General features: G+C 53.3%; 21 protein-coding genes. 10 read left to right on the forward strand and 11 right to left on the reverse strand.

Annotated elements, in window-relative coordinates; genetic code table 11:
* Positions 1 to 128 precede the first annotated feature (128 nt).
* From JL661_RS14020 to ggt, 4 genes are all read left to right on the forward strand, one after another.
* Positions 129 to 1,601 (forward strand): NAD-dependent succinate-semialdehyde dehydrogenase, encoded by a 1,473-nt coding sequence (locus JL661_RS14020; RefSeq protein WP_004238850.1) that lies wholly within the window; start codon positions 129 to 131, stop codon positions 1,599 to 1,601.
* Between the two features lie 147 nt (positions 1,602 to 1,748).
* Complete coding sequence (gene hpaC / locus JL661_RS14025) at positions 1,749 to 2,273, forward strand: 4-hydroxyphenylacetate 3-monooxygenase, reductase component (RefSeq protein WP_062773087.1); 525 nt, start codon at positions 1,749 to 1,751, stop codon at positions 2,271 to 2,273.
* A gap of 408 nt (positions 2,274 to 2,681) precedes the next feature.
* On the forward strand, positions 2,682 to 4,151 hold the full coding sequence (gene dtpB / locus JL661_RS14030; RefSeq protein WP_015422504.1) for a dipeptide/tripeptide permease DtpB: 1,470 nt from the start codon (positions 2,682 to 2,684) through the stop codon (positions 4,149 to 4,151).
* A 244-nt stretch (positions 4,152 to 4,395) separates the two neighbouring features.
* Positions 4,396 to 6,159: a gamma-glutamyltransferase gene (gene ggt / locus JL661_RS14035; protein ID WP_062773084.1), complete on the forward strand. Its 1,764-nt coding sequence runs from the start codon at positions 4,396 to 4,398 to the stop codon at positions 6,157 to 6,159.
* An 82-nt stretch (positions 6,160 to 6,241) separates the two neighbouring features.
* Here ggt and JL661_RS14040 read toward each other — a convergent pair whose 3' ends face one another.
* From JL661_RS14040 to JL661_RS14065, 6 genes are all read right to left on the reverse strand, one after another.
* On the reverse strand, positions 6,242 to 6,817 hold the full coding sequence (locus JL661_RS14040; RefSeq protein ID WP_004235930.1) for a TerD family protein: 576 nt from the start codon (positions 6,815 to 6,817) through the stop codon (positions 6,242 to 6,244).
* 61 nt (positions 6,818 to 6,878) lie between these two features.
* Positions 6,879 to 7,457, reverse strand: coding sequence for a TerD family protein (locus tag JL661_RS14045; protein WP_004238854.1), 579 nt, complete (start codon positions 7,455 to 7,457; stop codon positions 6,879 to 6,881).
* 42 nt (positions 7,458 to 7,499) lie between these two features.
* Positions 7,500 to 8,534, reverse strand: a complete 1,035-nt coding sequence (locus JL661_RS14050; protein ID WP_004238855.1) for a TerC/Alx family metal homeostasis membrane protein — start codon at positions 8,532 to 8,534, stop codon at positions 7,500 to 7,502.
* A gap of 22 nt (positions 8,535 to 8,556) precedes the next feature.
* Positions 8,557 to 9,012 (reverse strand): tellurite resistance TerB family protein, encoded by a 456-nt coding sequence (locus JL661_RS14055; RefSeq protein ID WP_004235933.1) that lies wholly within the window; start codon positions 9,010 to 9,012, stop codon positions 8,557 to 8,559.
* A gap of 19 nt (positions 9,013 to 9,031) precedes the next feature.
* The gene (locus tag JL661_RS14060; RefSeq protein ID WP_004235934.1) at positions 9,032 to 10,195 is read right to left on the reverse strand and encodes a TerD family protein; all 1,164 of its coding nucleotides are present in this window, start codon (positions 10,193 to 10,195) and stop codon (positions 9,032 to 9,034) included.
* Positions 10,195 to 10,782 (reverse strand): TerD family protein, encoded by a 588-nt coding sequence (locus tag JL661_RS14065; RefSeq protein ID WP_015422503.1) that lies wholly within the window; start codon positions 10,780 to 10,782, stop codon positions 10,195 to 10,197. The genes JL661_RS14060 and JL661_RS14065 overlap by 1 nt, the downstream gene beginning before the upstream one ends.
* A 294-nt stretch (positions 10,783 to 11,076) precedes the next feature.
* On the opposite strand from JL661_RS14065, the gene JL661_RS14070 reads away from it, so the two are divergent.
* The 6 genes from JL661_RS14070 to JL661_RS14095 all read left to right on the forward strand — a co-directional run bounded on the left by JL661_RS14070 (position 11,077) and on the right by JL661_RS14095 (position 16,722).
* Complete coding sequence (locus tag JL661_RS14070) at positions 11,077 to 12,135, forward strand: ATP-grasp domain-containing protein (protein WP_062773081.1); 1,059 nt, start codon at positions 11,077 to 11,079, stop codon at positions 12,133 to 12,135.
* 7 nt (positions 12,136 to 12,142) lie between these two features.
* Entirely contained in the window at positions 12,143 to 13,285 is a 1,143-nt protein-coding gene (locus JL661_RS14075; protein ID WP_015422502.1) for a phosphoribosyltransferase domain-containing protein, read from the forward strand.
* A complete protein-coding gene (locus tag JL661_RS14080) occupies positions 13,275 to 14,060 on the forward strand; it encodes an HAD family hydrolase (protein WP_004238860.1) in 786 nt (261 codons plus the stop codon). Before JL661_RS14075 ends, JL661_RS14080 begins: the two co-directional genes overlap by 11 nt.
* Positions 14,053 to 15,132: a cysteine protease StiP family protein gene (locus JL661_RS14085; protein WP_036417989.1), complete on the forward strand. Its 1,080-nt coding sequence runs from the start codon at positions 14,053 to 14,055 to the stop codon at positions 15,130 to 15,132. The genes JL661_RS14080 and JL661_RS14085 overlap by 8 nt, the downstream gene beginning before the upstream one ends.
* Positions 15,129 to 16,076: an HpcH/HpaI aldolase/citrate lyase family protein gene (locus JL661_RS14090; protein ID WP_015422501.1), complete on the forward strand. Its 948-nt coding sequence runs from the start codon at positions 15,129 to 15,131 to the stop codon at positions 16,074 to 16,076. Before JL661_RS14085 ends, JL661_RS14090 begins: the two co-directional genes overlap by 4 nt.
* Before the next feature lie 163 nt (positions 16,077 to 16,239).
* Positions 16,240 to 16,722, forward strand: coding sequence for a hypothetical protein (locus JL661_RS14095; protein WP_036417986.1), 483 nt, complete (start codon positions 16,240 to 16,242; stop codon positions 16,720 to 16,722).
* Positions 16,723 to 16,777: 55 nt separating this feature from the next.
* Here JL661_RS14095 and fbaA read toward each other — a convergent pair whose 3' ends face one another.
* From fbaA to JL661_RS14120, 5 genes are all read right to left on the reverse strand, one after another.
* On the reverse strand, positions 16,778 to 17,854 hold the full coding sequence (gene fbaA, locus JL661_RS14100; RefSeq protein ID WP_036413969.1) for a class II fructose-bisphosphate aldolase: 1,077 nt from the start codon (positions 17,852 to 17,854) through the stop codon (positions 16,778 to 16,780).
* Between the two features lie 79 nt (positions 17,855 to 17,933).
* On the reverse strand, positions 17,934 to 19,097 hold the full coding sequence (gene pgk, locus JL661_RS14105; protein ID WP_004238864.1) for a phosphoglycerate kinase: 1,164 nt from the start codon (positions 19,095 to 19,097) through the stop codon (positions 17,934 to 17,936).
* A gap of 69 nt (positions 19,098 to 19,166) precedes the next feature.
* Entirely contained in the window at positions 19,167 to 20,189 is a 1,023-nt protein-coding gene (gene epd / locus JL661_RS14110) for an erythrose-4-phosphate dehydrogenase (protein WP_004238866.1), read from the reverse strand.
* A 266-nt stretch (positions 20,190 to 20,455) separates the two neighbouring features.
* Positions 20,456 to 22,450, reverse strand: a complete 1,995-nt coding sequence (gene tkt / locus JL661_RS14115; RefSeq protein WP_046024688.1) for a transketolase — start codon at positions 22,448 to 22,450, stop codon at positions 20,456 to 20,458.
* A gap of 349 nt (positions 22,451 to 22,799) precedes the next feature.
* Positions 22,800 to 24,137 (reverse strand): uracil-xanthine permease family protein, encoded by a 1,338-nt coding sequence (locus JL661_RS14120; protein WP_032097833.1) that lies wholly within the window; start codon positions 24,135 to 24,137, stop codon positions 22,800 to 22,802.
* Between the last annotated feature and the right edge of the window lie 161 nt (positions 24,138 to 24,298).

Here is a 24,298-nt window from a genome sequence, read left to right on the forward strand (position 1 = left end):
AGCATATCAGTCACGAAGACCCAAAGGACTCTCCTTTTATTAACGCCATATTAACAATAAATCAATGGTCTTCTGCTGATATCTCAGTGCCCTCATCACTTTTTTGAGAAAACGCAACGGAGCTCTCTATGTTCACCTCATCGTTAACCAATCCTTCCTTTTCCCTGCTGCGCACCGGCGGCTATATCAATGGTCAGTGGACCGATGCACAGGATAAGGCCACGTTTGATGTGACCAACCCGGCCACCGGCGGACTGATCACCCGCGTCAGCGACCTCGGCGCACACGAAACCCGGCTTGCCATTGCCGCCGCTGAAAATGCCCTGCCGGGCTGGCGCGCCCTGACCGCCAAAGCCCGTGCGCAGATCCTGCGCCGCTGGTTTTTTCTTGTCATGGAGAATCAGGAGGAACTGGCACAACTCCTGAGCCTGGAGCAGGGCAAACCGCTGGCAGAATCACGCGGGGAAATAGCCTACGGTGCCAGCTTTATTGAATGGTTTGCCGAAGAAGGCAAGCGCGTGTACGGCGAAACCATTCCGGCCACACAGAGCGGACAGCGGATCGCCACCATACGCCAGCCGATCGGGGTGGTCGGTGCTATTACACCGTGGAACTTCCCGAATGCAATGATCACCCGCAAAGCCGCTCCGGCACTGGCGGCAGGCTGTACCATGGTGCTGAAACCGGCAGCGGAAACCCCGCTTTCCGCTCTGGCGCTGGCAGCACTCGCGGAACAGGCCGGTATTCCGGCCGGAGTGCTCAATGTTGTCACCGGGCTTGATGCGGCGGCTATCGGCGGCGAACTGACCACCAGCCCGGTCGTGCGCAAAATCTCCTTTACCGGCTCCACCCGTGTCGGCAAGCTGTTGATGGCGCAGAGTGCGGAGACGGTTAAAAAGCTCTCTCTCGAACTGGGCGGTAACGCGCCGTTTATTGTGTTTGATGATGCCGATCTCGATGCGGCGGTTGCCGGTGCCATGGCCGCCAAATTCCGTAACAGCGGGCAAACCTGTGTCTGCGCCAACCGTCTCTATGTGCAGGAAGGCGTGTATGATGCCTTTGCCGCGAAACTGGCGAAGGCTGTCAGTGCCCTGCATGTTGCGCCGTACACCGACGAAAAAGCACAACAGGGGCCGCTGATTAATGAGGCCGCTATCCGCAAAGTCAGTGAGCATATCGCCGATGCGGTCAGCAAAGGTGCGACTGTTGTCAGCGGCGGGAAACCGGCAGCACAGGGCGGATTATTTTTTGAGCCGACAGTCCTGACCGGTGTGACTTCAGACATGCTGGTGACCCGTGAGGAGACGTTTGGCCCGCTGGCACCGCTGGTGCGTTTCCGCGATGAGGAAGAAGCCATCCGCGCGGCAAATAACAGTGAGTTCGGTCTTGCCGCTTATTTCTATTCCCGCGATATCGGCCGGGTCTACCGCGTGGCTGAAGCCCTGGAAGCCGGAATGGTCGGTATTAATGAAGGGATTATTTCCACGGAAGTGGCACCGTTCGGCGGTATCAAGCAATCCGGCCTCGGCCGTGAAGGCTCCCGCCACGGTATTGATGACTATCTGGAAATCAAATACCTCTGCTTCGGCGGGATCCGTTAATCCCCGCTGACCACCGCCTGCGGCTGTCCTTCCGGCAGCCGCATTTTCTGACTCTCCCTTGTATTTTTCCCCGGCTATCATTAGACTGCGTATCATTCGCAAATAAGCAACAATTGCGTCACATTTTTTATCCCACCGGGAGTTGGTATGTCTTTGGATAATTCACAGCGTCTGTTGTTCCGCGACGCAATGGCGACACTCTCCGCTGCCGTCAATATCGTCACCACCGACGGCGACGCCGGGCGCGGCGGGCTGACCGCCACTGCGGTCTGCTCTGTCACGGATACGCCGCCGACCCTGCTGGTATGCATCAACCGCAGCAGTGCGCTCAGTGAGGTGTTCAGAGCCAACGGACGTTTGTGTGTCAATGTGCTCACCCATGAACATCAGGCACTGGCGTGTGATTTTGCCGGGATGACCGGCCTGAGTATGGACGCGCGTTTTGCCGGTGATCACTGGCAGCCGGGAGCGCTGGGACAACCTTGTCTGCACGGCTCGCTGGCCTGTCTGGAAGGCGTGGTGACGCAGGTGCAGGAAATCGGCACACACAATATCTTTATGGCAGAAATCCGCAATATTGATGTCCGCGACGAAGGTCACGGCCTGATTTACTTCCGCCGCGATTTCCGCACTGTCGAAACCGCTGATATCCCCGCTGCTGCTGTTGCCTGACCCTCTTTCATTATTGTCATAATATTCGTTAACACATCATGTGTTAACGAATCATTATTCATCAGAAAAATACCTGTTACAGTTTGTCATATTTGATTCCGCCGCCCTCCTGACAACAGAATAAATAACCGCCAATCTGCTCAATTCACCATCAACAAAACCATTGCAGACTAATTATTGATGTCAATCTAATGAATTTTATTTCAATTATGATATTAATTATTGCAGTAAGTGTGATCTGTCTTTGAGATGCTCAGGCGGCAATATATTAGTCTGAGCCCTTTGGCAAATACCCTGACAAATACGCAAACACTCAACCTTACGCAAGAGTTTATCTTTTAGCTTTGCCTCCGCGATGCCGGGAAGGCTTTTGCGTGATGAATAATTATTAATAAGAGGCATTAAACCATGAGTAAACCCGCGCAGGTTGGTTTGTTTAACCAACCCAAGCCATTCTTCATGATTTTTATCGTGGAGCTGTGGGAACGCTTCGGCTATTACGGTGTGCAAGGCATCCTGGCCGTCTACTTTGTTCAGAAACTGGGATTCAGTCAGGAACAGGCATTCATCACCTTCGGGGCATTCGCCGCGCTGGTATACGGTCTGATCTCCATCGGTGGTTACGTCGGTGACCACGTCCTCGGGACCAAACGGACCATCATCTTAGGGGCCATCGTGATGGCTGTCGGTTATTTTATGACCGGCCTGTCTATCATGCACCCGGATCTGATTTTCTACGCACTGGGTACCATTGCTGTCGGTAACGGCTTATTCAAAGCCAACCCGGCCAGTCTGCTGGCAAAATGCTATCCGCCGAAAGACCCGCGTCTGGACGGGGCATTCACCCTGTTCTATATGTCGATCAACATCGGCTCTCTGATTTCCCTGTCACTGGCACCGGTTATCGCGGACAAATACAGCTATACCGTTACTTATAACATCTGTGGTATCGGCCTGCTGATCGCCCTGGCGGTCTTCCTGTTCTGTCAGAAAATGGTGCGTAATATCGGTTCCGAGCCGGATCACAAACCAATAAAATTCGGCAGCCTGCTGGTCGTCATCGCCGGTAGTGTGGCAACTGTTTTCCTGTGTGCATGGTTACTGCACAACGTCATTATTGCCAACTATGTGTTACTCGGCGTCACCGCTGTGGTTATCTTCTTCTTCTTCCGCGAAGCTTTCAAACTGAAAGGTGTTGAGCGGAACAAGATGTATGTGGCGTTTGTTCTGATGCTGGAAGCGGTTATCTTCTATGTGCTGTATGCCCAGATGCCGACTTCACTGAACTTCTTCGCTATCTATAACGTACATCACACCATTATGGGTATTGATGTGCATCCGGTCAGCTTCCAGGCACTGAACCCGTTCTGGATCATCGTACTGAGCCCGGTTCTGGCTTACTTCTACAGCAAGATGGGCGCACGCGGCAAAGACTTCTCCATGCCGGGTAAATTCACCATCGGTATGTTCTGCTGCTCCGCCGGTTTCCTGACAGCCGCTGCTTCCGGTATGTGGTTTGCCGATGCGTCCGGTCTGACATCTCCGTGGTTTATCGTTCTGGTTTACTTCTTCCAGGCAGTTGGTGAGCTGATGATCAGTGCGCTGGGTCTGGCGATGGTGGCTGCGTTCGTTCCGCAGTACCTGATGGGCTTTATTCTCGGGATGTGGTTCCTGACCCAGGCAATGGCAACACTGCTGGGCGGCTACGTGGCGACCTTTACCGCACCACCGGAAGGCGTGACTGATCCGCTTCAGACTCTCGGTATCTACACCGATGTGTTTGGTAAAATCGGTATCGCAACGGCAGTTGCCGGCCTGATTATGTGGGCTATCGTACCGAAACTGAACAAAATCATGAAAGAAGAAAAAACAGCCTGATTGTGTTAACCGGTGCGGCGGCACCGGTTTTCCGTCTCGTTTGCGTAATGACACGCTGTTCTGCATAACCCGGGCTATCCGGGTTTTTTATTATCTCCCCGTCCTGCTTTTCTGCCCGGTTTCACATTTTCCCGCACGCCATTTCTCAAATATTGCTATCCCTGCTATACGTTAATTAACTATTAATTAACAAATAGTCAATCAATCCCTCATACAAAACCCTGCACGATCAACGGAGATAATAATGATAACCCCATGGCGAACACCTGTTCTTCTGCTCTCTCTGCTGCTTTCCCCGCAATTGTATGCCGCTTCCGAACCCGCCGCTGAAGCCCGCAACGGGATGGTGGTCTCTTCCCAGCATCTGGCGTCACAGGCCGGGGCTGATATTCTGAAAGCCGGCGGTAACGCGGTGGATGCTGCAGTGGCTGTCGGCTACGCTCAGGCGGTGGTGAATCCCTGCTGCGGTAATATCGGCGGCGGCGGCTTTATGACCCTGCATCTGGCAGACGGAAAAAATATTTTCATCAATTTCCGCGAAACAGCCCCGGCGTCCGCTTCTGCGGATATGTATCTCGATAAAGACGGCAATCTGATCAAAGATGCCAGCCTGTACGGCTATCTCGCCGCCGGGGTGCCGGGTACGGTAAAAGGGCTTGATTATGCCCTGGAAAAATACGGTACCATGAAACGGGAGCAGGTGATGGCTCCGGCGATCAAACTGGCCCGTGACGGTTTTATCCTGACCCGCGCAGATACCGATGTGCTGGACACCACCACCGCCCGCTTTAAGCAGGATCCGGAAGCAGCGCGGATTTTCCTTAAACCTGACGGCTCCGCATTCCAGCCCGGCGACCGGCTGATTCAGACCGATCTGGCCAATACCCTGGAGCGCATCGCCAAAGAAGGCCCTCCCGCCTTTTATGAAGGGGAAACCCCGCAAATCGTGGAAAAAGCCTCTCAGGCAGGCGGCGGTAAGCTGACAGCCAAAGATTTTGCGGATTACACTATTTCTGAGGTTGCGCCGGTCACCTGTACCTATCGCGGCTATGAATTTATATCTGCCCCGCCGCCGAGCTCCGGTGGTGTGACTATCTGCCAGACCCTGAATATTCTGGAAGGTTATGATCTGAAAGCAATGGGCTTTAACTCGGCGGATTATATCCATACTCTGACAGAGGCGATGCGCCATTCTTATATGGATCGCAACACCTTCCTCGGTGACCCGGCGTTTGTGAAAAACCCGACCGAAAAACTGACCAGCAAAGCCTATGCAGAAGAGCTGCGCAAAGAAATCATTCCGGGTAAAGCCACACCTTCCGCTCAGGTGCAGCCGGGTACAGGCCCGCATGAAAAACCGGAAACCACACACTATTCCGTGGTGGATAACAAAGGCAATGCGGTTTCCACCACCTATACCATCAACGGCCGTTTCGGTGCGGTGGTGATCCCGCCGGGCACCGGTTTCTTCCTCAATGATGAAATGGATGATTTCACCACCAAAATCGGCGAGAAGAATATGTATGGCCTGGTTCAGGGCGAGCGCAACGCGATTGCCCCGGGCAAACGTCCGCTTTCTTCCATGAGCCCGACCATTGTCACCAAAGACGGTAAGATTTTCCTGGTGCTCGGTTCGCCGGGCGGCTCACGGATCATCTCTATCACCTTACAAACCGCACTGAATATTATCGATCACGGTATGGCACCGCAGGAGGCCGTGAATGCACCGCGTATCCACCATCAGTGGCTGCCGGATGAGGTGTATTACGAGCAGCGCGGTGTGTCAAAAGACTCACTGAATCTGCTGGATAAAATGGGTTATAAGATGGTTGAGCAGACACCGTGGGGTGCCGCCGAGCTGATTATGGTGGGGTTACCGGGTGCCGCCGGAGTCAGTGCGGACTCTTCCGGCAATGATGCCGCCGTGTCCGGTAAGGTGCGGGAAGGCTATTTATACGGTGCCAACGATGTGCGCCGTCCGGCCGGGGAGGCAGCAGGAGTCGAGTAATCTCCCGGCCGGATTTGTAACGCAGTATGCCCTGTCCGTCACGGACAGGGCATTTTTTACGGCAACCAGCTGATATCAATAATTAAATATTAACACCGTGCTGAGACGCTAATGCAGACAGACCACCGGCGAAGCCCTGGCCGACTGCTTTGAATTTCCACTCTGTACCGTGACGGTACAACTCACCGAAGACCATCGCGGTTTCTGTTGATGCATCTTCAGACAGGTCGAAACGGGCAATTTCACTGCCGTTATCATTGTTACAGATACGGATGAAGCTGTTGCTGACCATACCGAAGTTCTGTTTACGTGCTTCCGCATCATAAATCGTGACGGAGAAGACCAGTTTTTTCACATCTGCCGGAAGGGTGTTCAGGCTGATTTTAACCTGCTCATCATCACCGTCGCCTTCACCGGTGCGGTTGTCGCCCTGGTGCTCCACCGCGCCGCACGGGCTGGTTTTGTTATTAAAGAAGATGAAATGGCTGTCGGATAATACTTTTCCGTCGTCACCCACCATAAATACAGATGCGTCGAGGTCAAAATCCTGACCATCAGTCACACGCGCATCCCAGCCCAGACCAACCATCGCCACGCTCATTGACGGGGCTTCTTTGGTCAGGGAGACGTTACCACCTTTTGTAAGAGAAACTGCCATTTTCGGACTCCTGCTGCGGATTATAAAGAGGGCTGGTTATCAGCCCGCTGAAAAAAAATACTCAGGACGCGTTGATACCGTACTGTGCACAGACTGATGACAGACCACCGGCATAACCCTGGCCGACGGCACGGAATTTCCACTCGGCTCCGTGACGATAGAGTTCACCGAACAGCATCGCGGTTTCAGTGGAGGCATCCTCAGTCAGGTCATAACGGGCGATTTCGGTATTGGTATCATCATTGACCAGGCGGATAAATGCGCCGGATACCTGGCCGAAACTCTGACGGCGGGTCTGCGCGTCATGGATAGTGACCACGAAGACGATTTTGTCGATCTCCGCCGGAATCATATCCAGTTTGATGATCAGAGATTCATCATCACCATCGCCCTGGCCGGTGCGGTTGTCGCCGGTATGGGTGACTGAACCGTCAGATGAACGCAGGTTGTTATAGAAAATAAAGTCTGCATCGCCACGCACTTTACCGGCGGCGGTCAGCAGAAAGGCAGAGGCATCAAGGTCGAAATCCTGACCATCTGTGGAACGAACATCCCAGCCTAAGCCAATCAGGACGTTTTTCATTGAAGGGGCTGTTTTGCTCAGCGACACGTTACCACCTTTAGAAAGAGAAACGCTCATTTCACTTACTCCTTAGTTAAATCAGTGACGGGTGGCGGATAATTACTTATCCGCACTTTCCGTTTTTTCCGGGAAAACAAAGCTGGCGATAATACCCAGTGCCAGGACCCCGAGCACCACGAACAGGCTGCTGGTGGCCGAAATATGTAATCCGTGACCCCAGAGGCTGTCTGTCGCATTCAGACCCAGTTTCACCGCGATAAAGAACAGTAACGCAATAACCGCTTTTTCCAGGTGAACCAGATACTGCTTCAGTGCTTCCAGGACAAAGTACAGGGTACGCAGGCCGAGGATCGCGAACATCATGGCGCTGTAAACAATCAGTGGCTCACGGCTCACCGCGATAATCGCCGGTACGGAGTCAAACGCAAACATCACATCGGACAGTTCCACCACGGCCACACACAGCATCAGCGGTGTGGCATACAGAGCGGCTTTTTTACCGCGTCCGATAGTGACGTCCTTGTTCTCCGGTTTTGCCAGCTCGGCATCCACTTCTTTCTGGGTCAGCAGGAAGGCGTGTCCGCTCAGTTTCGGCCAGATCGGGAACAGTTTTTTCACCATCCGGTAAGCAATGTGCTGCGAGTAATCTTCAATCTCTTCCTTCTCTTCGCGGTTACGCAGCATCATGACAGCGGTCCAGGCGACGATCAGGGCGAAAATCACTTCCACATACGGCCCCAGGCTCAGCAGACCGGTACCTATCGCCACGAAAATCCCGCGGAAAACGATAGCCCCGATAATGCCCCAGTACAGCACCCGGTGGCGGAAACGATCCGGAACCGAGAACCAGGAGAAAATCGCCATCATCACAAACAGGTTGTCGACCGACAGCACTTTCTCAAGCGCATAGCCGGTGACGAACAGGCTCGCAACTTCCGAACCGTGGTGGATATAGAGAAACCCGGCAAAACCCATTGCCACAGCCACCCAGAAAACAGACCAGATTGCCGCATTTTTCAGTGAAACCGGCTTATCGCCCCGGTGCATAAACAAATCAATAAAAATCGCACCGATTGCGAGGATGACGAAAACGGTGACTGTTTCCATCGGAAAACCGATATGTGTTGATTCCATAATTAACCCTTAGGTATAAAAATCAGAGACCGAACTCTGCCGGGTCAAACCCCAGAGCAGCGGCGATCTCTTTTACTGCTTTCTGCTCATCCTGATCGAAGTTACCGTCACTCTTCGCGACTGCAATCCCGACACGCACCGCTAACTGCGCTGCTTCCGGCTGATCCTTCAGCGCCAGGATATATTTCATGGTTTCACCTTTGCCGATTTCCATGTCGAAATCGAAACTGGTGACCAATTTGTTGAAAAATGTAATGACTTCTTCGGTTTCAAATACTTTCAGTTCTTCAGAGGATTTCAGAAAACCGATCATTTTCTGTTTTTCTTCCGCACTGACCCCGTCACTGGAAACCGCAATGCGGGCACAGACAGCGATTGTACCTTCCATAAACTTACGGTTTCTGAAACGGCTGACCTGTTTTGTCAGCTCTTCGCGGCCTGAATTAAACGCACTTTTGACCCGGTTAAGTATACTCATTGCTGTATCCTCACTTAAATTATTTCGAGCCGGCTTTCCAGCGGAAACCCCACCCGAATGCTTCATCCATATCGCTTTGATTTTTAAAGAAACGGTTAAGACGTTCGACTTTTATCGCCCCGTTTTCATTGACCAGGCGGGCAATCGCGCACATGGTGCGGCGGTCGTCCCCTTCTGTCAGCCGGGTTTCCACCGGCGGCTGTTCCGGTACAAAGACCGTCACCACGCCATCTGTTTTGTCCCAGCTCGGTACGCCCTGATAAATAAAGGCGTAGATGAGAATTTGGCGGATGTGTTTCCACTCGCCGCCGTTGATATGCAGCCACTCACCTTCTGAAACCGCGCCGGTACGATCATCGCCCTGCAGCTGAATAAAGGGTTCACGCCGGTAATCACCAAATGCATTACCCAGCGCCTGAATCACCGATTTCTGACCATTCTGTAACTCAACGAATGCGCCCAGATCCAGGTCAATCCCCTTGTTGCCGCCACCGAACACATTGCTGAGGAAGCCCCCGGAGTTGCTGCTCTGAGTGTCCCGGTGCCAGTTCAGATTAATGCGGATTTCACCGAAGTTATCCCGCTTGCTCAGACTGATTGACGGCTTTTCTTTGCTCAGCGATATCTTGCTTAAACTGATTTTACTTTCTGCCGGTTTTGGTGCAGGCGCTGCTGCCGGTGCGGACTCTGCCGCCACATCCACCCCGAAGTGCTCCGCCAGCGGTTTCAGTCCGCCGTTGAAGCCCTGGGCAACAAAGCGGAATTTCCACTCATTATTACGGCGGTACAGTTCACCGAGGATCAGTGCCGCTTCCTGACGACCGGCGGTGTCCACAATGCCGCTGAGCAGTTTTTCATGATCCGCCTCAACCTGAACTTCCAGGCTGCGCAGACCGGCAACAGTCTGCCCGCCGTCACAGGTGACCACAAACGCAACTTTCTGCACATCCTGACGCAGACGGCTGACATCCGCCGTAAAGACGGTATTGTTGCCGTTCTGCTGCCAGCTGATGGTGTTGTCATCATTCTGCGGCTGGCCGTAGAAGACCATGTCCGGATCGCCCTGCACTTTGCCGTCAGCATACAGACGGAACGCAGAGGCATCCGCCGCCGCACCGGACAGCACCGTAATCCGCAGTGTTTTCAGCGGTACGGGCGCATTCGCCCCGGGCGTCATGTTCATCAGCGCACCACCGTACTGACTATGTCGGAAGACATGTCGTCAATCGTGCGGCCGCGGCATGCAGCACCGTGGGCGGTAAAGTTCCACTCACCGCCGCTGCGGCACAGAGAGGCGATCACGATACCGGTGTGTGAGCCCTGTTCATTCAGCTGATAACGCACCAGCTCTTTACCGCTCTGATCCAGCACACGGCAGAAAGCATTTTCCACATCGTTAAATGTCTGACCACGGAAGCTGTTCACCGTAAAGGCCAGATATTCGGTATTCTGCGGCAGACGGTTCAGATCCACACGGATCACTTCATCATCGCCGTCACCCTCACCGGTCAGGTTATCCCCTTCGTGGATCACGGATTTACAGTCTGATTTCAGTTTGCGGAACCAGATGGTGTCGAGAATACGGCCGTTTTTATCCAGCAGAATGCAGCTGGCATCCAGATCAATGGAGTCGTTACCGCCGCCGAACAGCGAACCGAGAAAACCTTTCTTTTTCTGAACAGGATCCCAGCCGAGACCGAAATGCAGCTGATTTAATGCGGCAGATGCCTTGCTGAGAGATACCGTCTGATTCTTCGTCAATGAAACCATATTTTCATTCCTTAAACGGGAGATAAAACCCGGCAACAGGTGCTGGTGATAATGAATTTTAAAAAATCATATCATGACGGAGTTCTTTGGCAAGATATATTTAAAATTAAATTAATAATGCAGATTAAACATATAGTTAATATAGAAATAATGACATTCACAGTTATAACCAATGTCAGGTTTCGTCAGCGGATTGTCAATTTAAACATAATCATAATATGATTGACATGTAAATTAATCCTAAATAAACTCGATCTCAATCTATCGGATAAAACAGAACAGGAATAAACAATAATGGCGCATGCGATCTGGCTGACGGAAGGGCTCTCTTCCCAGCGTGATTTGATCCGGAATATCAGGCTGTTCGCGCAGACATTACAGGTTGATCTCACGATTTATGCCTCTCACCGGCAGCCCCGCCATGAGATCCTGTCAGAGGCGGATTTTTCCCTGACTGAACCGGCTGATGAAAATGAGCGGCTGGCGTTTATCCTGTCTGTTACGGAGAAATACGGTATTCAGGTAATCCACGCCGGGCGGAATATCCCGTGGTTTGAAACGCACAGAAACACTATCACGGCTTCCGGCCCCCGGCTGATAACCGGTGTCGCCTCTCTGTCTGATTACGCCGTGGCGGATGATAAAGTCCGCTTTGCTGCTGAGATGGCATCACACGGCCTGCCGGTTGTGCCTTCTGTGCAGATTACCTCTGCGGCGCAATTGCGTGATGCACTCGCTCATTCCCCGTTTCCGGGGCTGCCGCTGTGTATTAAACCGGTTCAGGGTATTTACGGTTCCGGTTTCTGGCAGTTTGATGACAACGCACAGCCGATGGCCATGTTCACAAACCCTGAACGGCGGATCACCACACCGCAGCAGTATTTGTCCGCCCTTGAAAGCGCTGACAAATGCCCCGCGCAGGTACTGATGCCTTATTTGCCCGGCCCGGAGTATTCCGTGGATATTCTGGCGGATAACGGTGAGGTGCTGGCTGCTGTTGCACGGCGCAAAGAAGGCTCCCTGCAATACCTTGAACATGACGGTGCTGCATTTGAGCTGGCCTGCGCCTGTGCGCGGGTGATGAAAGCCGACGGACTGGTGAATGTGCAGACCCGCCATGACCATCACGGGCAGCCGCTGCTGCTGGAAATCAATATGCGGCCGTCCGGTGGTATCGGTTATACCGCGCTGAGCAGGGTGAATCTGCCGGGCCTGTTTGCCCTGTACAGTACCGGGCTGCTCAGTGCGGATGAGGTCAGAGAATATAACCGCACTGCATTCCGTCCGGCAATTGTCCGCCCGCTGACCGAAGCCGTCAGCTACCCGTCTTCCCTGAACAATGCAATACACTGAGGTCACTATGCCCGGTTTTTCCCGTCCCGGTCACCACCGGTTCACCCTGACCACCGGCACGCTGGAAGTCCGCAGCGACGCCAGCCCGGAAACCCTGAACGCCCTGTTCGGGATTGCGGAGCGGCGTAACCCGAAACGGGCATTTCTGTTTGTCAGCAAAGTGCTGGGCCGTCATATCCCGGTCGAGCCGGAAATCATGCGCGGTGTTTACCGCCGCCTCAGTGAGCAGTTTCCGCAGGATCTGCCGCAGCCGCTGCTGGTTATCGGTATGGCGGAAACCGCTGTCGGTCTGGGAGCCGGCGTATACAGCGAAATCCGCCGTCAGTACCCGGAATCCCTGTATCTCTCTTCCACCCGCCATCCGGCGGACGGTGAACTGCTGTGTGAATTTAAAGAAAATCACAGCCACGCCACGGATCATCTGCTCTATTTCCCGGCCGATCCGCAGCTGAAAACCCGGCTGCAACAGGCAAAAACCCTGGTGCTGGCAGATGATGAAGCGACCACCGGCAATACGTTTACCAATTTGCTGACTGCATTGCATGAAAGCGGTCAGCTGCCTGATTTACAACAGGTTGTGACTGTCACACTGACGGACTGGCGTGAGGATCCGGCCACTGTTCAGCACGGGCTGCCGTTGCGGCATGTCTCTCTGATCAGCGGCAGCTGGCGCTGGGAAGCTGATCCGGATGCGGCCCTGCCGGAGATGCCGGATGTGAATGTCAGCGCTGCGGGAGCCGTGCCAATCCGCCGTCCGCTGACGCGGGTACGGCTCGGCCTGCATGATCCGCACACCGGTTTTGGCAGTACGGTGACGACCGCACCCGGTGAGCGGCTCCTGGTGCTCGGCTCCGGGGAGTTTGTCTGGCAGCCGTTCCTGCTGGCCGAACGGCTGGCAGAGGCCGGAGCGGATGTAAAATTCAGCGCCCTGACCCGCTCCCCGATAGCCCCGGGCGGTGCCATTGAATCCGTTATTTCCTTCACGGATAACTACGGGCTGGGGATCCCCAATTATCTCTACAATGTGGCACATCAGTCATTTGACCGCATTCTGCTGTGCACAGAAACGGATCCGGCGGCGTTTGATCCGCAGTTATTACAGGCGCTGGCCCGCTGTGCGCCGCTGACGGAGGTGATTTATGACGACTAAACCGGTGATCCTGAGCGACCTGGATGACACCCTGTTCCAGACAAAACGCAAAATGACACAGGAGCAGGCACTTACGCCGTTTCGCGCCGGTGCGGTTGACCGCACATTACAACCGCGCAGTTTTATGACGGAAGAACAGGCCATGCTGACAGACTGGCTGCTGGCGCATGCCGATCTCATTCCGGTTACGGCACGCGGTACGGAGGAACTCCGCCGCGTCACTATCCCGTTCCGCTCTTATGCGATAACCACGCACGGCGCGGTGATCCTGCGACCGGACGGTTCGCCGGAACCCGGCTGGCAGTCTGAAATGCTGACTGCCCTCGGCCCTTACTGTGAACGGCTGTTGTCACTTCAGCAGTTTTGTACTGAGCGGATGACAGAGCGCGGTATTGATGCATGGGCGCGCATTAATTATGAATACGATGATGTGCCGGTCTATCTGGTGATGAAACACACTGACAGTACCCGCACAGCGGAACTCTATGCCGTTGCCGCAGAGATTGAACAACAGTTTCCGGCAGACGGATTTTACATCCACCGCAACGGCAACAATATCGCCTGGCTGCCGGATCCGGTAGAAAAAGGCCATGCTGTTACGTACCTGCTGACGTTATTACGGGCAGAGCGCGGCACCTTTCCGGTTATCGGCCTCGGCGACAGCCTGAGTGATTACCGCTTTATGAAACACTGTACCTGGTTCGGGATGCCGTCCCGCAGTCAGTTTGCGGAGGCAGTCGCCGCCCGGATTTTCAGTGAGGTATCCGATGTATAATTTCCTGCCGTTCTCAGGCAGTTATCTGCCGGATGATGTGCAGTTTCTGCTTCGGCCGGTCACCATTGATATGACCCCGGTGGAACTGAAAGAGCAGCTTATTCAGTCCGGACAGAAACACTATTCCGATATGCTCAGCCAGGAGCCCGCTCCCACAGACTGGCATCTTGATCTGTTTAACCGCGCACTGAAAAAAGGTGCACCGCGTCTGGCGCGGGATGTGAGCGCCCTCGCCCGTACACTGGGTGACTATTTTGCAGATCAGCCGGTTGTGCTGGTCAGCCTGGTCCGCGCCGGTGTGCCGTTAGGGGTGATGCTGCATCAGGCGCTGCGTGATGCGGGAAAAATCTCACACCATTACGGCATCAGTATTATCCGCGATCGCGGTATTGATACGGCGGCGCTGGAGTGGATCGAACACCATCACGGCACCGCCGGTATTGTGTTTGTTGACGGCTGGACAGGTAAAGGCGCCATCACCGGTGAACTGATCCGCTCCCTGAAAGACAGACCCGGCTACCCGGCCGATCCGCGCCTGGTGGTGCTGGCCGATCCTGCCGGATGCGCCTGGCTTTCCGCTGCTGATGATGACTGGCTGATCCCCTCCGGGATTATGGGGGCGCCGGTTTCCGGGCTGATCTCCCGCTCTGTCTGGTCAGATACCGGTCCGCACGGCTGTGTGCATTGTGAGCATTTACAACCTTATGAGTGCAGCCGGACACTCACCGATACTGTTGCCGCGCTGCGCCGTCAGGAAACCGCGGCTCCGGCTGCGGCCTTCCCGGAGCCGGACACCAAAACAGCACTGCGGAAAAAAAGCCGTGCGGTGATCACTGCACTGGCTGAACGCTGTGGTGTCAACGATCTGAACAGAATCAAACCCGGTATTGCCGAAGCCACCCGTGCTGTCCTGCGCCGGGTGCCGGATCACGTCTTTGTGCGCGACTGCACAGAGCCGGATGTGGAATTGCTGCTTTATCTCGCCCGTCAGAAAGGGATCACTATCACGGAAGCCGGCGATGCCCTCGGGCAGTACCGCGCCGTCACTATTATCAGGAAGGTATCACCATGACCCGACGTCTCTCCCCGTGGAATTTAGGGGCTTCACTCTATATGCCCGCCACCCGCACCGATATCACGGATGCGATTATCAGTAATAAAATCAGCGGACTGCGTTCACTGATTATTTGTCTGGAAGATGCGGTCAGTGAGGCGGATATCCCGCAGGCACTGGAGAATTTACAGGGCATCCTGGCCGCGCTGACAGCGGAAAAACAGCGTGCCGGAAACCAGAACTGGCCGCTGGTGTTTATCCGTCCGCGTCACCCGGAAATGGGATTGTGGCTGCGCGAGCACTGCGATCTCAGTGCCGTTGACGGGCTGGTGCTGCCTAAGTTCACACAGAAAACGCTGCCGGTCTGGTGGCTGGTGGTGAAAAACACCCCGCTGTGTATGATGCCGACCCTGGAAACAGAAGAAGTCTGTGATGTGGTGCAGATGCGGGAACTGGCGCAGGTACTTAAATCCCATCCCTGCCATGACAAAATCATCGCACTGCGTATCGGCGGCAATGATCTGATGAATGTGATTTCCCTGCGCCGCCCGCGTCATCTCACCCTGTATGACGGCCCGATGGGTTATGTGATTAAAATGCTGGTCTCTGTTTTCGCCCCGCACGATTTCGCCATGACCGCACCGGTCTGCGAGCATATTGATGATCACGATGTCATGACACGGGAACTGGCGCTGGATATCGCTCACGGACTGGTGGGTAAAACTGCTATCCACCCGAATCAGGTGGCAGTGATTGAGCAGGCGCTGCGGGTCTCCGCTGATGAGCACGCGGATGCACTGCGGATCCTCAACTCCACACAGGCGGTATTCAAGTCACTGGGAGCTATGTGCGAACCGGCGACACACCGGCGCTGGGCATCTGCCATTCTGGCCCGTGCACGGGTGTACGGGATCGCACAGCGGAAAACAGACGGACAGCCGTTTAAAACACAAAACGGGTGAAACTGAGGACAGAAATATCATCAGACTGAATATCCTGCACTATTATATCTGAATGCCTTGATATATCCTGATCAGCTGATTAAATAGAACTGTTATGCGGAACAGCCGTTTCCGGCATAACTGCGGCTTTGTCTCTTTGTTTTTATACAGGTGTCCCCAGACTATGCAATTAAGCACACGACAGGTTCGTTTATTCACCCTGGCAACCCTGCTCGGTACCGGAAAACCGGTTCCGTCAGATGAAATCCTGGCGACACTCCGCTGCTCAGAGGCAACTCTGACCCGTACTTTCAAAGAGTTACGTGATACCTGGTCAGCGGAAATCCGCTACCGCAAAGCCTCACATACCTATGAAATGACTGACTCCGGCACACTGGATCGCAAAACACTGAAAAAGATGAACGAAGAGCTGGAAAACCATAACGGTCAGAAATCGGTGTATTACAGCGGGAAAGTGTCACTGGATAAAGAGAAGAAGAAGGCGGTTTCGCTGTCACTGACCGGCACAACCGTCCGGAAAATAGCGCATTTATCTATGCTCTCCGGCAAAACCCGCAGTGACGCGGTAGAGATGCTGGTCAATCTTCATATCGATGAGTTAATTGAATCGATAATCCGGCGGAATGAAAGCCAGCAGAAAAAATAATCCGTAAAAAAAATCGCCCGGCAATACCGGGCGATTTTATTATTCACGCAACAAATTACAGAACGTTAACGCAGTTCAGTTCTTTGAATGCTTTTTCCAGACGTTCGATCATTGTCTGCTGACCGGCACGTAACCATGCACGCGGGTCATAGTATTTTTTGTTCGGCTTGTCTTCGCCTTCCGGGTTGCCCAGCTGGCCCTGCAGATAACCTTCATTTTTCTGGTAGTAGTGCAGGATACCTTCCCAGGTCGCCCACTGAGTATCGGTATCGATATTCATTTTCACCACACCGTAACCCACTGCTTCTTTGATTTCTTCCGCAGTAGAGCCGGAACCGCCGTGGAAAACGAAATCCAGGCTGTTGTGCGGCAGGTTATATTTCTCAGAGACGTAGTCCTGAGAGTTACGCAGAATTTTTGGTGTTAACTGCACGTTACCCGGCTTGTATACACCGTGTACGTTACCGAATGACGCCGCGATAGTGAAACGCGGGCTGATGGCATTCAGTTTTTCATAGGCATACGCCACATCTTCCGGCTGGGTGTACAGCGCGGAGTTATCGAGGTGGGAGTTATCCACGCCGTCTTCCTCACCGCCGGTGCAGCCCAGTTCGATTTCCAGGGTCATACCGATTTTCGCCATACGGGTCAGGTACTTGCTGCAAATCTCAATGTTTTCTTCCAGTGACTCTTCTGACAGATCGATCATGTGAGAAGAGAACAGTGGTTTACCGGTTGCGGCAAAATGTTTTTCACCGGCATCCAGCAGGCCGTCTAACCACGGCAGTAATTTCTTCGCACAGTGGTCAGTATGCAGAATGACCGGCACGCCGTAATATTCTGCCATCTGATGCACATGATGCGCACCGGAAATAGCACCCAGAACAGCGGACTGCTGGCCTTCGCCTTTGAAACCTTTACCGGCGATAAATGCGGCACCGCCGTTTGAGAACTGAACAATAACAGGCGCACGGACTTTGGCCGCTGCTTCCAATACGGCGTTGATCGAGTCTGTCCCGACGCAGTTTACCGCTGGCAGTGCAAAATTATTCTCTTTGGCTACCGCAAAGATTTTCTGAACATCATCGCCAGTGACGACACCGGGTTTTACAAAATCAAAAACTTTAGACATGTCAAATTTCCTGTATTGGTCTTTCGGAAGTTGTCACGGGCAGCTCGCACCGCCCGTTGTTGTCATCTGATTATGACTGTTACTGTTTTGCACGTTCTTCGAGCATGACAACGGCTGGCAGTTTTTTGCCTTCGACGAATTCCAGGAATGCGCCGCCGCCGGTAGAGATGTAAGAGATTTTGTCAGCAATGCCGAATAAATCGATAGCAGCCAGGGTATCACCGCCGCCTGCGATAGAGAATGCGTCGCTGTCAGCAATGGCGTTAGCCACGATTTCAGTCCCTTTACGGAAGTTCGGGAACTCAAATACGCCGACCGGGCCATTCCACAGAATGGTTTTGGCATTTTTCAGGATTTCAGCCAGGTGCAGTGCGGATTCATCACCGATATCCAGTACCTGCTCGTCATCTTTGATGTCATTGGCTGATTTCAGCACCGCTTCTGCGGTTTCTGAGAACTCAGTCGCCACACGGACATCAACCGGTACCGGGATATCACAGCTGCTGAGTAATTTTTTCGCTTCCGGAATCAGGTCATCTTCATACAGTGAACGGCCGACATTGTGCCCTTCCGCTGCGATAAAGGTGTTGGCGATACCACCGCCGACGATGATCTGATCCGCGATTTTGGACAGAGAATCCAGTACGGTCAGTTTGGTGGAGACTTTAGAACCGCCGACAATCGCCACCATCGGGCGCGCCGGATTATCCAGCGCTTTGCCGAGTGCATCCAGTTCCGCCCATAACAGCGGACCCGCACAGGCAACAGGGGCAAATTTTGCCACGCCGTGAGTCGATGCCTGGGCGCGGTGTGCAGTCCCGAATGCATCCATCACGAAAATATCACACAGTGATGCATACTGTTTTGACAGGGTTTCGTCGTCTTTTTTCTCGCCTTTGTTAAAGCGGACGTTTTCCAGCACCACCAGCTCACCGGCGTTCAGTTCCAGACCATTGAGGTAATCTTTTTCCAGGCGCACCGGGCAGCTCAGTTTATCTGCCAGATAATCAACAACCGGTTTCAGTGAAAACTCTTCGTTGTATTCCCCTTCAACCGGACGGCCGAGGTGAGAGGTCACCATGACTTTGGCACCCTGTTTCAGTGCGGCTTCGATTGTCGGGAGCGAGGCACGGATACGTGCATCAGAGGTAACTTTGCCATCTTTGACAGGAACGTTCAGGTCAGCACGGATAAAAATACGTTTACCCGCCAGATCCAGATCGGTCATCTTAATTACGGACATGGTGAATCCTCTTGTTGATTCTCTTATCAGTTAAATTGTGTTCAATTTTCTGCCGGGGCACGCCGTCCCTCAGTGAAAACCAGCCTCAGCCATTGCCAGAGTGGTATCCAGCATACGGTTCGCAAAGCCCCATTCGTTATCGCACCAGACCAGCATTTTTATCAGATGCTGTCCGCTGACGCGGGTCTGGGTGCCGTCAACGATAGCACTGTGCGGATCATGGTTAAAATCCGCCGAGACTAACGGTAACTCTGTGTAGTCCACTATACCACGAAATGCCCCCGTCGCTGCGTTTTGCAGAAGGCGGTTTACATCCTGCGTGGTGACATTACTTTTTACGGTGACGCTCAAATCAATCGCCGTCACATTAATTGTAGGCACCCGGACTGAAATCGCCTCAAAATGATCTTCAAATTTCGGGAAAATCCGCCGGATCCCCGCAGCCAGTTTGGTATCCACCGGAATGATGGAGTGCCCGGCCGCCCGCGTGCGCCGCAAATCACTGTGATATGCATCAATCACCGGCTGGTCATTCATCGCCGCGTGAATGGTGGTCACTGTACCGGACTCGATGCCGAATCCCTCATCCAGTAATTTTATCACCGGAATGATGCAGTTGGTGGTACAGGACGCATTCGATACAATTTTATCCTGCGCCGTCAGTGTGTCATGGTTAACGCCGTAGACAATGGTGGCATCCAGGTCGTTACCGCCGGGATGGGAAAACAGCACTTTTTTCGCGCCGCCGGCGATATGTGCCAGCCCGTCATCACGGGAGCCGTACACGCCGCTGCAGTCCAGCACCACATCCACACCGAGTTCCGCCCAGGGCAGCTGGTGAATATCCGCTTCATGCAGGATGCGGATAGTGTCATCACCGACTTTCAGCACATTTTTTTCTTTCAGTTGTACCGGTTTAAAAAAGCGTCCGTGGCTTGTGTCATATTGAAGTAAGTGTGCAATACCTTCGGAATCCGCCAGCTCATTAATAGCAACAACGGTAATCTGCGTGTTACGCCCGGTTTCATACAACGCCCGCAGCACACTCCGCCCGATTCGCCCAAACCCGTTGATTGCAATTTTTATTGTCATAGTATCCTCAGAAATAGCCAAATTATCAGCGGACTAAGAATAACGGACTCACGGGTTTTTGTACGGGGTATTTATCATAGAAACCGCAATCTTTTTTATCCTCTGCGGTACATTCAGCACACCCCCAAAACTGAAACGGTTCAGCTCAATAAAGACAGGTTATGCTAAATGAAAAAAAGATCGCAAGACAGTCAGAGAAGCAGATATAAAAAAAGCGCATTCGGTCAAAAAAACCGGAATGCGCTTTCAGAATCTGTATCAGCAGATTATTTCAGCAGAGCTTTTGCCTGAGAAACCACGTTTTCAACAGTGAAACCAAATTCACTGAACAGCTGACCGGCTGGTGCAGATTCACCGAATGAATGCATGCCGACGATGGCACCCTGCATACCGGTGTATTTGAACCAGTAATCCGCAATACCCGCTTCAACAGCAACACGCGCGGTCACGGCTGACGGCAGAACAGATTCACGGTAAGCAGCATCCTGTTTGTCGAATGCATCGGTGGACGGCATGGAAACCACACGCGCTTTACGGCCTTCGGCTGTCAGCTGCTCGTATGCTTTCACGGCCAGTTCCACTTCAGAACCGGTGGCAATCAGGATCACTTCCGGCTGACCTGCGCAATCTTTCAGGATATACGCCCCTTTTTCGATATCTGCCAGCTGCTGCGCGGTACGCGGCTGCTGTGCCAGATTCTGACGGGAGAAGATCAGGGATGTCGGGCCGTTTTTACGCTCAATCGCGTATTTCCAGGCTACCGCAGATTCCACCTGGTCACACGGACGCCATGTGCTCATGTTTGGTGTCACGCGCAGGCTGGCGATTTGCTCAACCGGCTGGTGAGTCGGGCCGTCTTCACCCAGACCGATAGAGTCGTGAGTGTAAACGAAGATGCTGCGGATCTTCATCAGTGCCGCCATACGCACCGCGTTACGGGCATATTCAACGAACATCAGGAAGGTCGCGCCGTAAGGAATGAAACCGCCGTGCAGGGCGATACCGTTCATGATGGCAGACATGCCGAACTCGCGCACGCCGTAGTGAATGTAGTTACCCGCTTTGTCTTCATTGATTGGCGCTGAGCCGGACCACATGGTCAGGTTACTCGGTGCCAGGTCAGCGGAACCGCCCATAAATTCAGGCAGTACTTTACCGAACGCTTCCAGTGCATTTTGTGATGCTTTACGGCTGGCAATGCTGGCCGGGTTGTCCTGGAGGTTCTGAATGAAGGCATTTGCATCCGCTTCCCACTGCGCAGGCAGCTCACCGTTTACACGGCGGCGGTATTCACGGGCCAGTTCAGGGAAGGCTTTTTCGTAGTGAGCGAATTTCACATCCCACTCAGACTCAGCAGCGGCACCGGTTTTCTTCGCATCCCACTCAGTATAGATTTCCTGCGGGATTTCGAACGGCGCATACGGCCAGTTCAGTGCTTCGCGGGTAGCGGCGATTTCCGCATCACCTAACGGAGAACCGTGTGCATCCGCAGTACCGGCTTTCTTCGGTGAACCGAAACCGATAACGGTTTTGCACATCAGCAGGGATGGTTTGTCAGTAACCGCTTTGGCTTCTTCAACGGCTGCTTTGATCTGGTCAGGGTTGTGACCGTCAATGCCGCGCACGACGTGCCAGCCGTAAGCTTCAAAGCGTTTGGCGGTATCGTCAGTGAACCAGCCCTGAACATTACCGTCGATAGAAATGCCGTTGTCATCATAGAAGGCAACCAGTTTACCCAGTTTCAGGGTACCGGCCAGAGAACAGGCCTCGTGGGAGATCCCTTCCATCATACAGCCGTCGCCCATAAAGACGTAGGTGTGATGATCAACAATATCGTGCCCCGGACGGTTGAACTGCGCCGCCAGTGTCTGTTCCGCAACAGCAAAACCGACTGCGTTTGCGATACCCTGGCCTAACGGGCCGGTGGTGGTTTCCACACCCGGTGTGTAGCCGTATTCAGGGTGACCCGGGGTTTTGGAATGCAGCTGACGGAAGGCTTTTAAGTCATCCACCGATACATCATAGCCGGTGAGGTGCAGCAGGCTGTAAATCAGCATTGAGCCGTGGCCGTTTGACAGCACAAAGCGGTCACGATCACTCCAGTGCGGATTGGCCGGGTTGTGCTTCAGATAGTCGCGCCACAGTACTTCCGCGATATCAGCCATGCCCATTGGTGCGCCGGGGTGTCCGGAATTTGCCTTTTGCACCGCGTCCATGCTCAGGAAACGAATCGCATTAGCAAGAGTTTTACGAGAGGTCATTGTCTACTCCAGGTTCGGATAAAAAGCAGATACAGGCTATTTTCGCAGTGCCGCGCACGGATGGCAATCCTTATCACCGGTCAGAGGCAAAGGGTCGGGGCTGAAAAGGCAACAATGAGACGTCAGGCGAGGCGTGTCTGAGGACAGAAACAATACTTCGCACAGGCGGCATTTTCGCTGACTAAATCGTTTTAGCACCAGGTATTGCGCAACAGCGGAAGTGACCTATTAAACCCGATTACCACAATGAATAGCAAGCGGAAATACCGCATTCTGTGCGCTTATCCGGCGGATGGCGGGAGTTTCCTGCCGGCAGCAGAAAAATTCCGCTTACCGGCAGACGAAGATATTACGGTTTCGCTTTTTTACCGACGACACTGTCAAAATTGAATAAAAGATTCAGCACGATAGCCAGAACAAAGGTCACTATCACGCCCTGGGAAAGAATAATCCGCAGCATTTCCGGCAGCTGAGAAAGGGCTTCCCCCTGACCGTTAAACATCAGCCCGACACTGACTGAAATCCCGACCACCATCATATTGCCCATTTTGGTCATATCGACAGATTTTGTCAGTGTGTCTATCCCCGCCACCGTAATAAAGGCAAAAATCACCAGGGTCGCACCACCGAAAACCGAAGCGGGGATCATGGTCGCAATTGCGGAGAATTTGGGAATAATGCTGAGGATAATCAGGATCACGCCGCTGCACGCGGTTACATAACGGCTGCGCACACCGGAAATAATAATCACCCCCGCATTGTTAATAAAAGAGGTCAGCGGCGTACAGTTAAACAGCCCGGAAATGGTCACCGCCACCCCTTCCCCGCGCATCGGAGAGTTCAGGGCATTACCTTCCATAGAGCGGTTACACAGGCGGCCGACAGTGGAGAAAGTACCGACAGAATCCAGAGTGGCCATAAAGGTACCGAGGAACATCAGAATAATGGCGGTCAGATCAAACTGAATGCCGTAATGGGCGGGACGAACAAACGAAAACCACCCGGCACTGCTCACAGGGCCGAAATTGACCATATCCATCACCACCGCGACCAAAGTGGCCACGATCAGGCCGATCAGAATCGACATTTCCCGCAACGCGCCTTTACCGAAGCGGTTTAACAGCACAATTACCGCGATAGTCAGCACACCGAGAAAAATACCGGCCGGGTCGCCGTAGGAGGCATCCCCCGGATAGCCGACAATGCCGGAAAACGAAACCGGCAGCAGGGAAACACCGAGCATTATAAGATAACAGCCGATGACTATCGGTTTGAATAAGAAAGCGATTTTTCCGTACAGCGGCGCGAGGAAGAACAGCAGCACCCCGGAGACCAGGGTTCCGCCGAAGACATAAGGCAGCGATTCAAGCCCCCCGCCGAACCGCGAGGCGATAATAAAAACCGGCGGCATCGCCACAAACGAGGTGCCGAGGATCAGCGGCAGACTGACGCCGACGTATTTGGTGATACTCAGTGACTGGATAAGTGTCCCCACGCCGGAGACAAAAATCGCGGCGGCAATCAGCAGTGTGGTATCTTCCTGCGACAGTTTCAGAACCTGGGAAATCACTATCGGCACAGCAATAGTGCCGGTAAACATGGCAAAAATATGCTGAACAGCATACGGAAACAGTTTCCGCATCGGCATCATTTCATTGACTTCATCACTCCCGGTGTTTGTTTTCATAAATACAACCTCTGGATTGGTTTTATTGTTTTTACCGGCACAGCGGCGACGGCCGCGCAACCGGTTACGGAAAACAAACAGCAAGATATGTGCCAGCACCTGAACATTATTTATTCACATAAAGTATGAGTGTGGTCACAACGCATTATCAAAATGATAAG

This window comes from Morganella morganii, assembly GCF_019243775.1.
Taxonomy (GTDB): domain Bacteria; phylum Pseudomonadota; class Gammaproteobacteria; order Enterobacterales; family Enterobacteriaceae; genus Morganella; species Morganella morganii.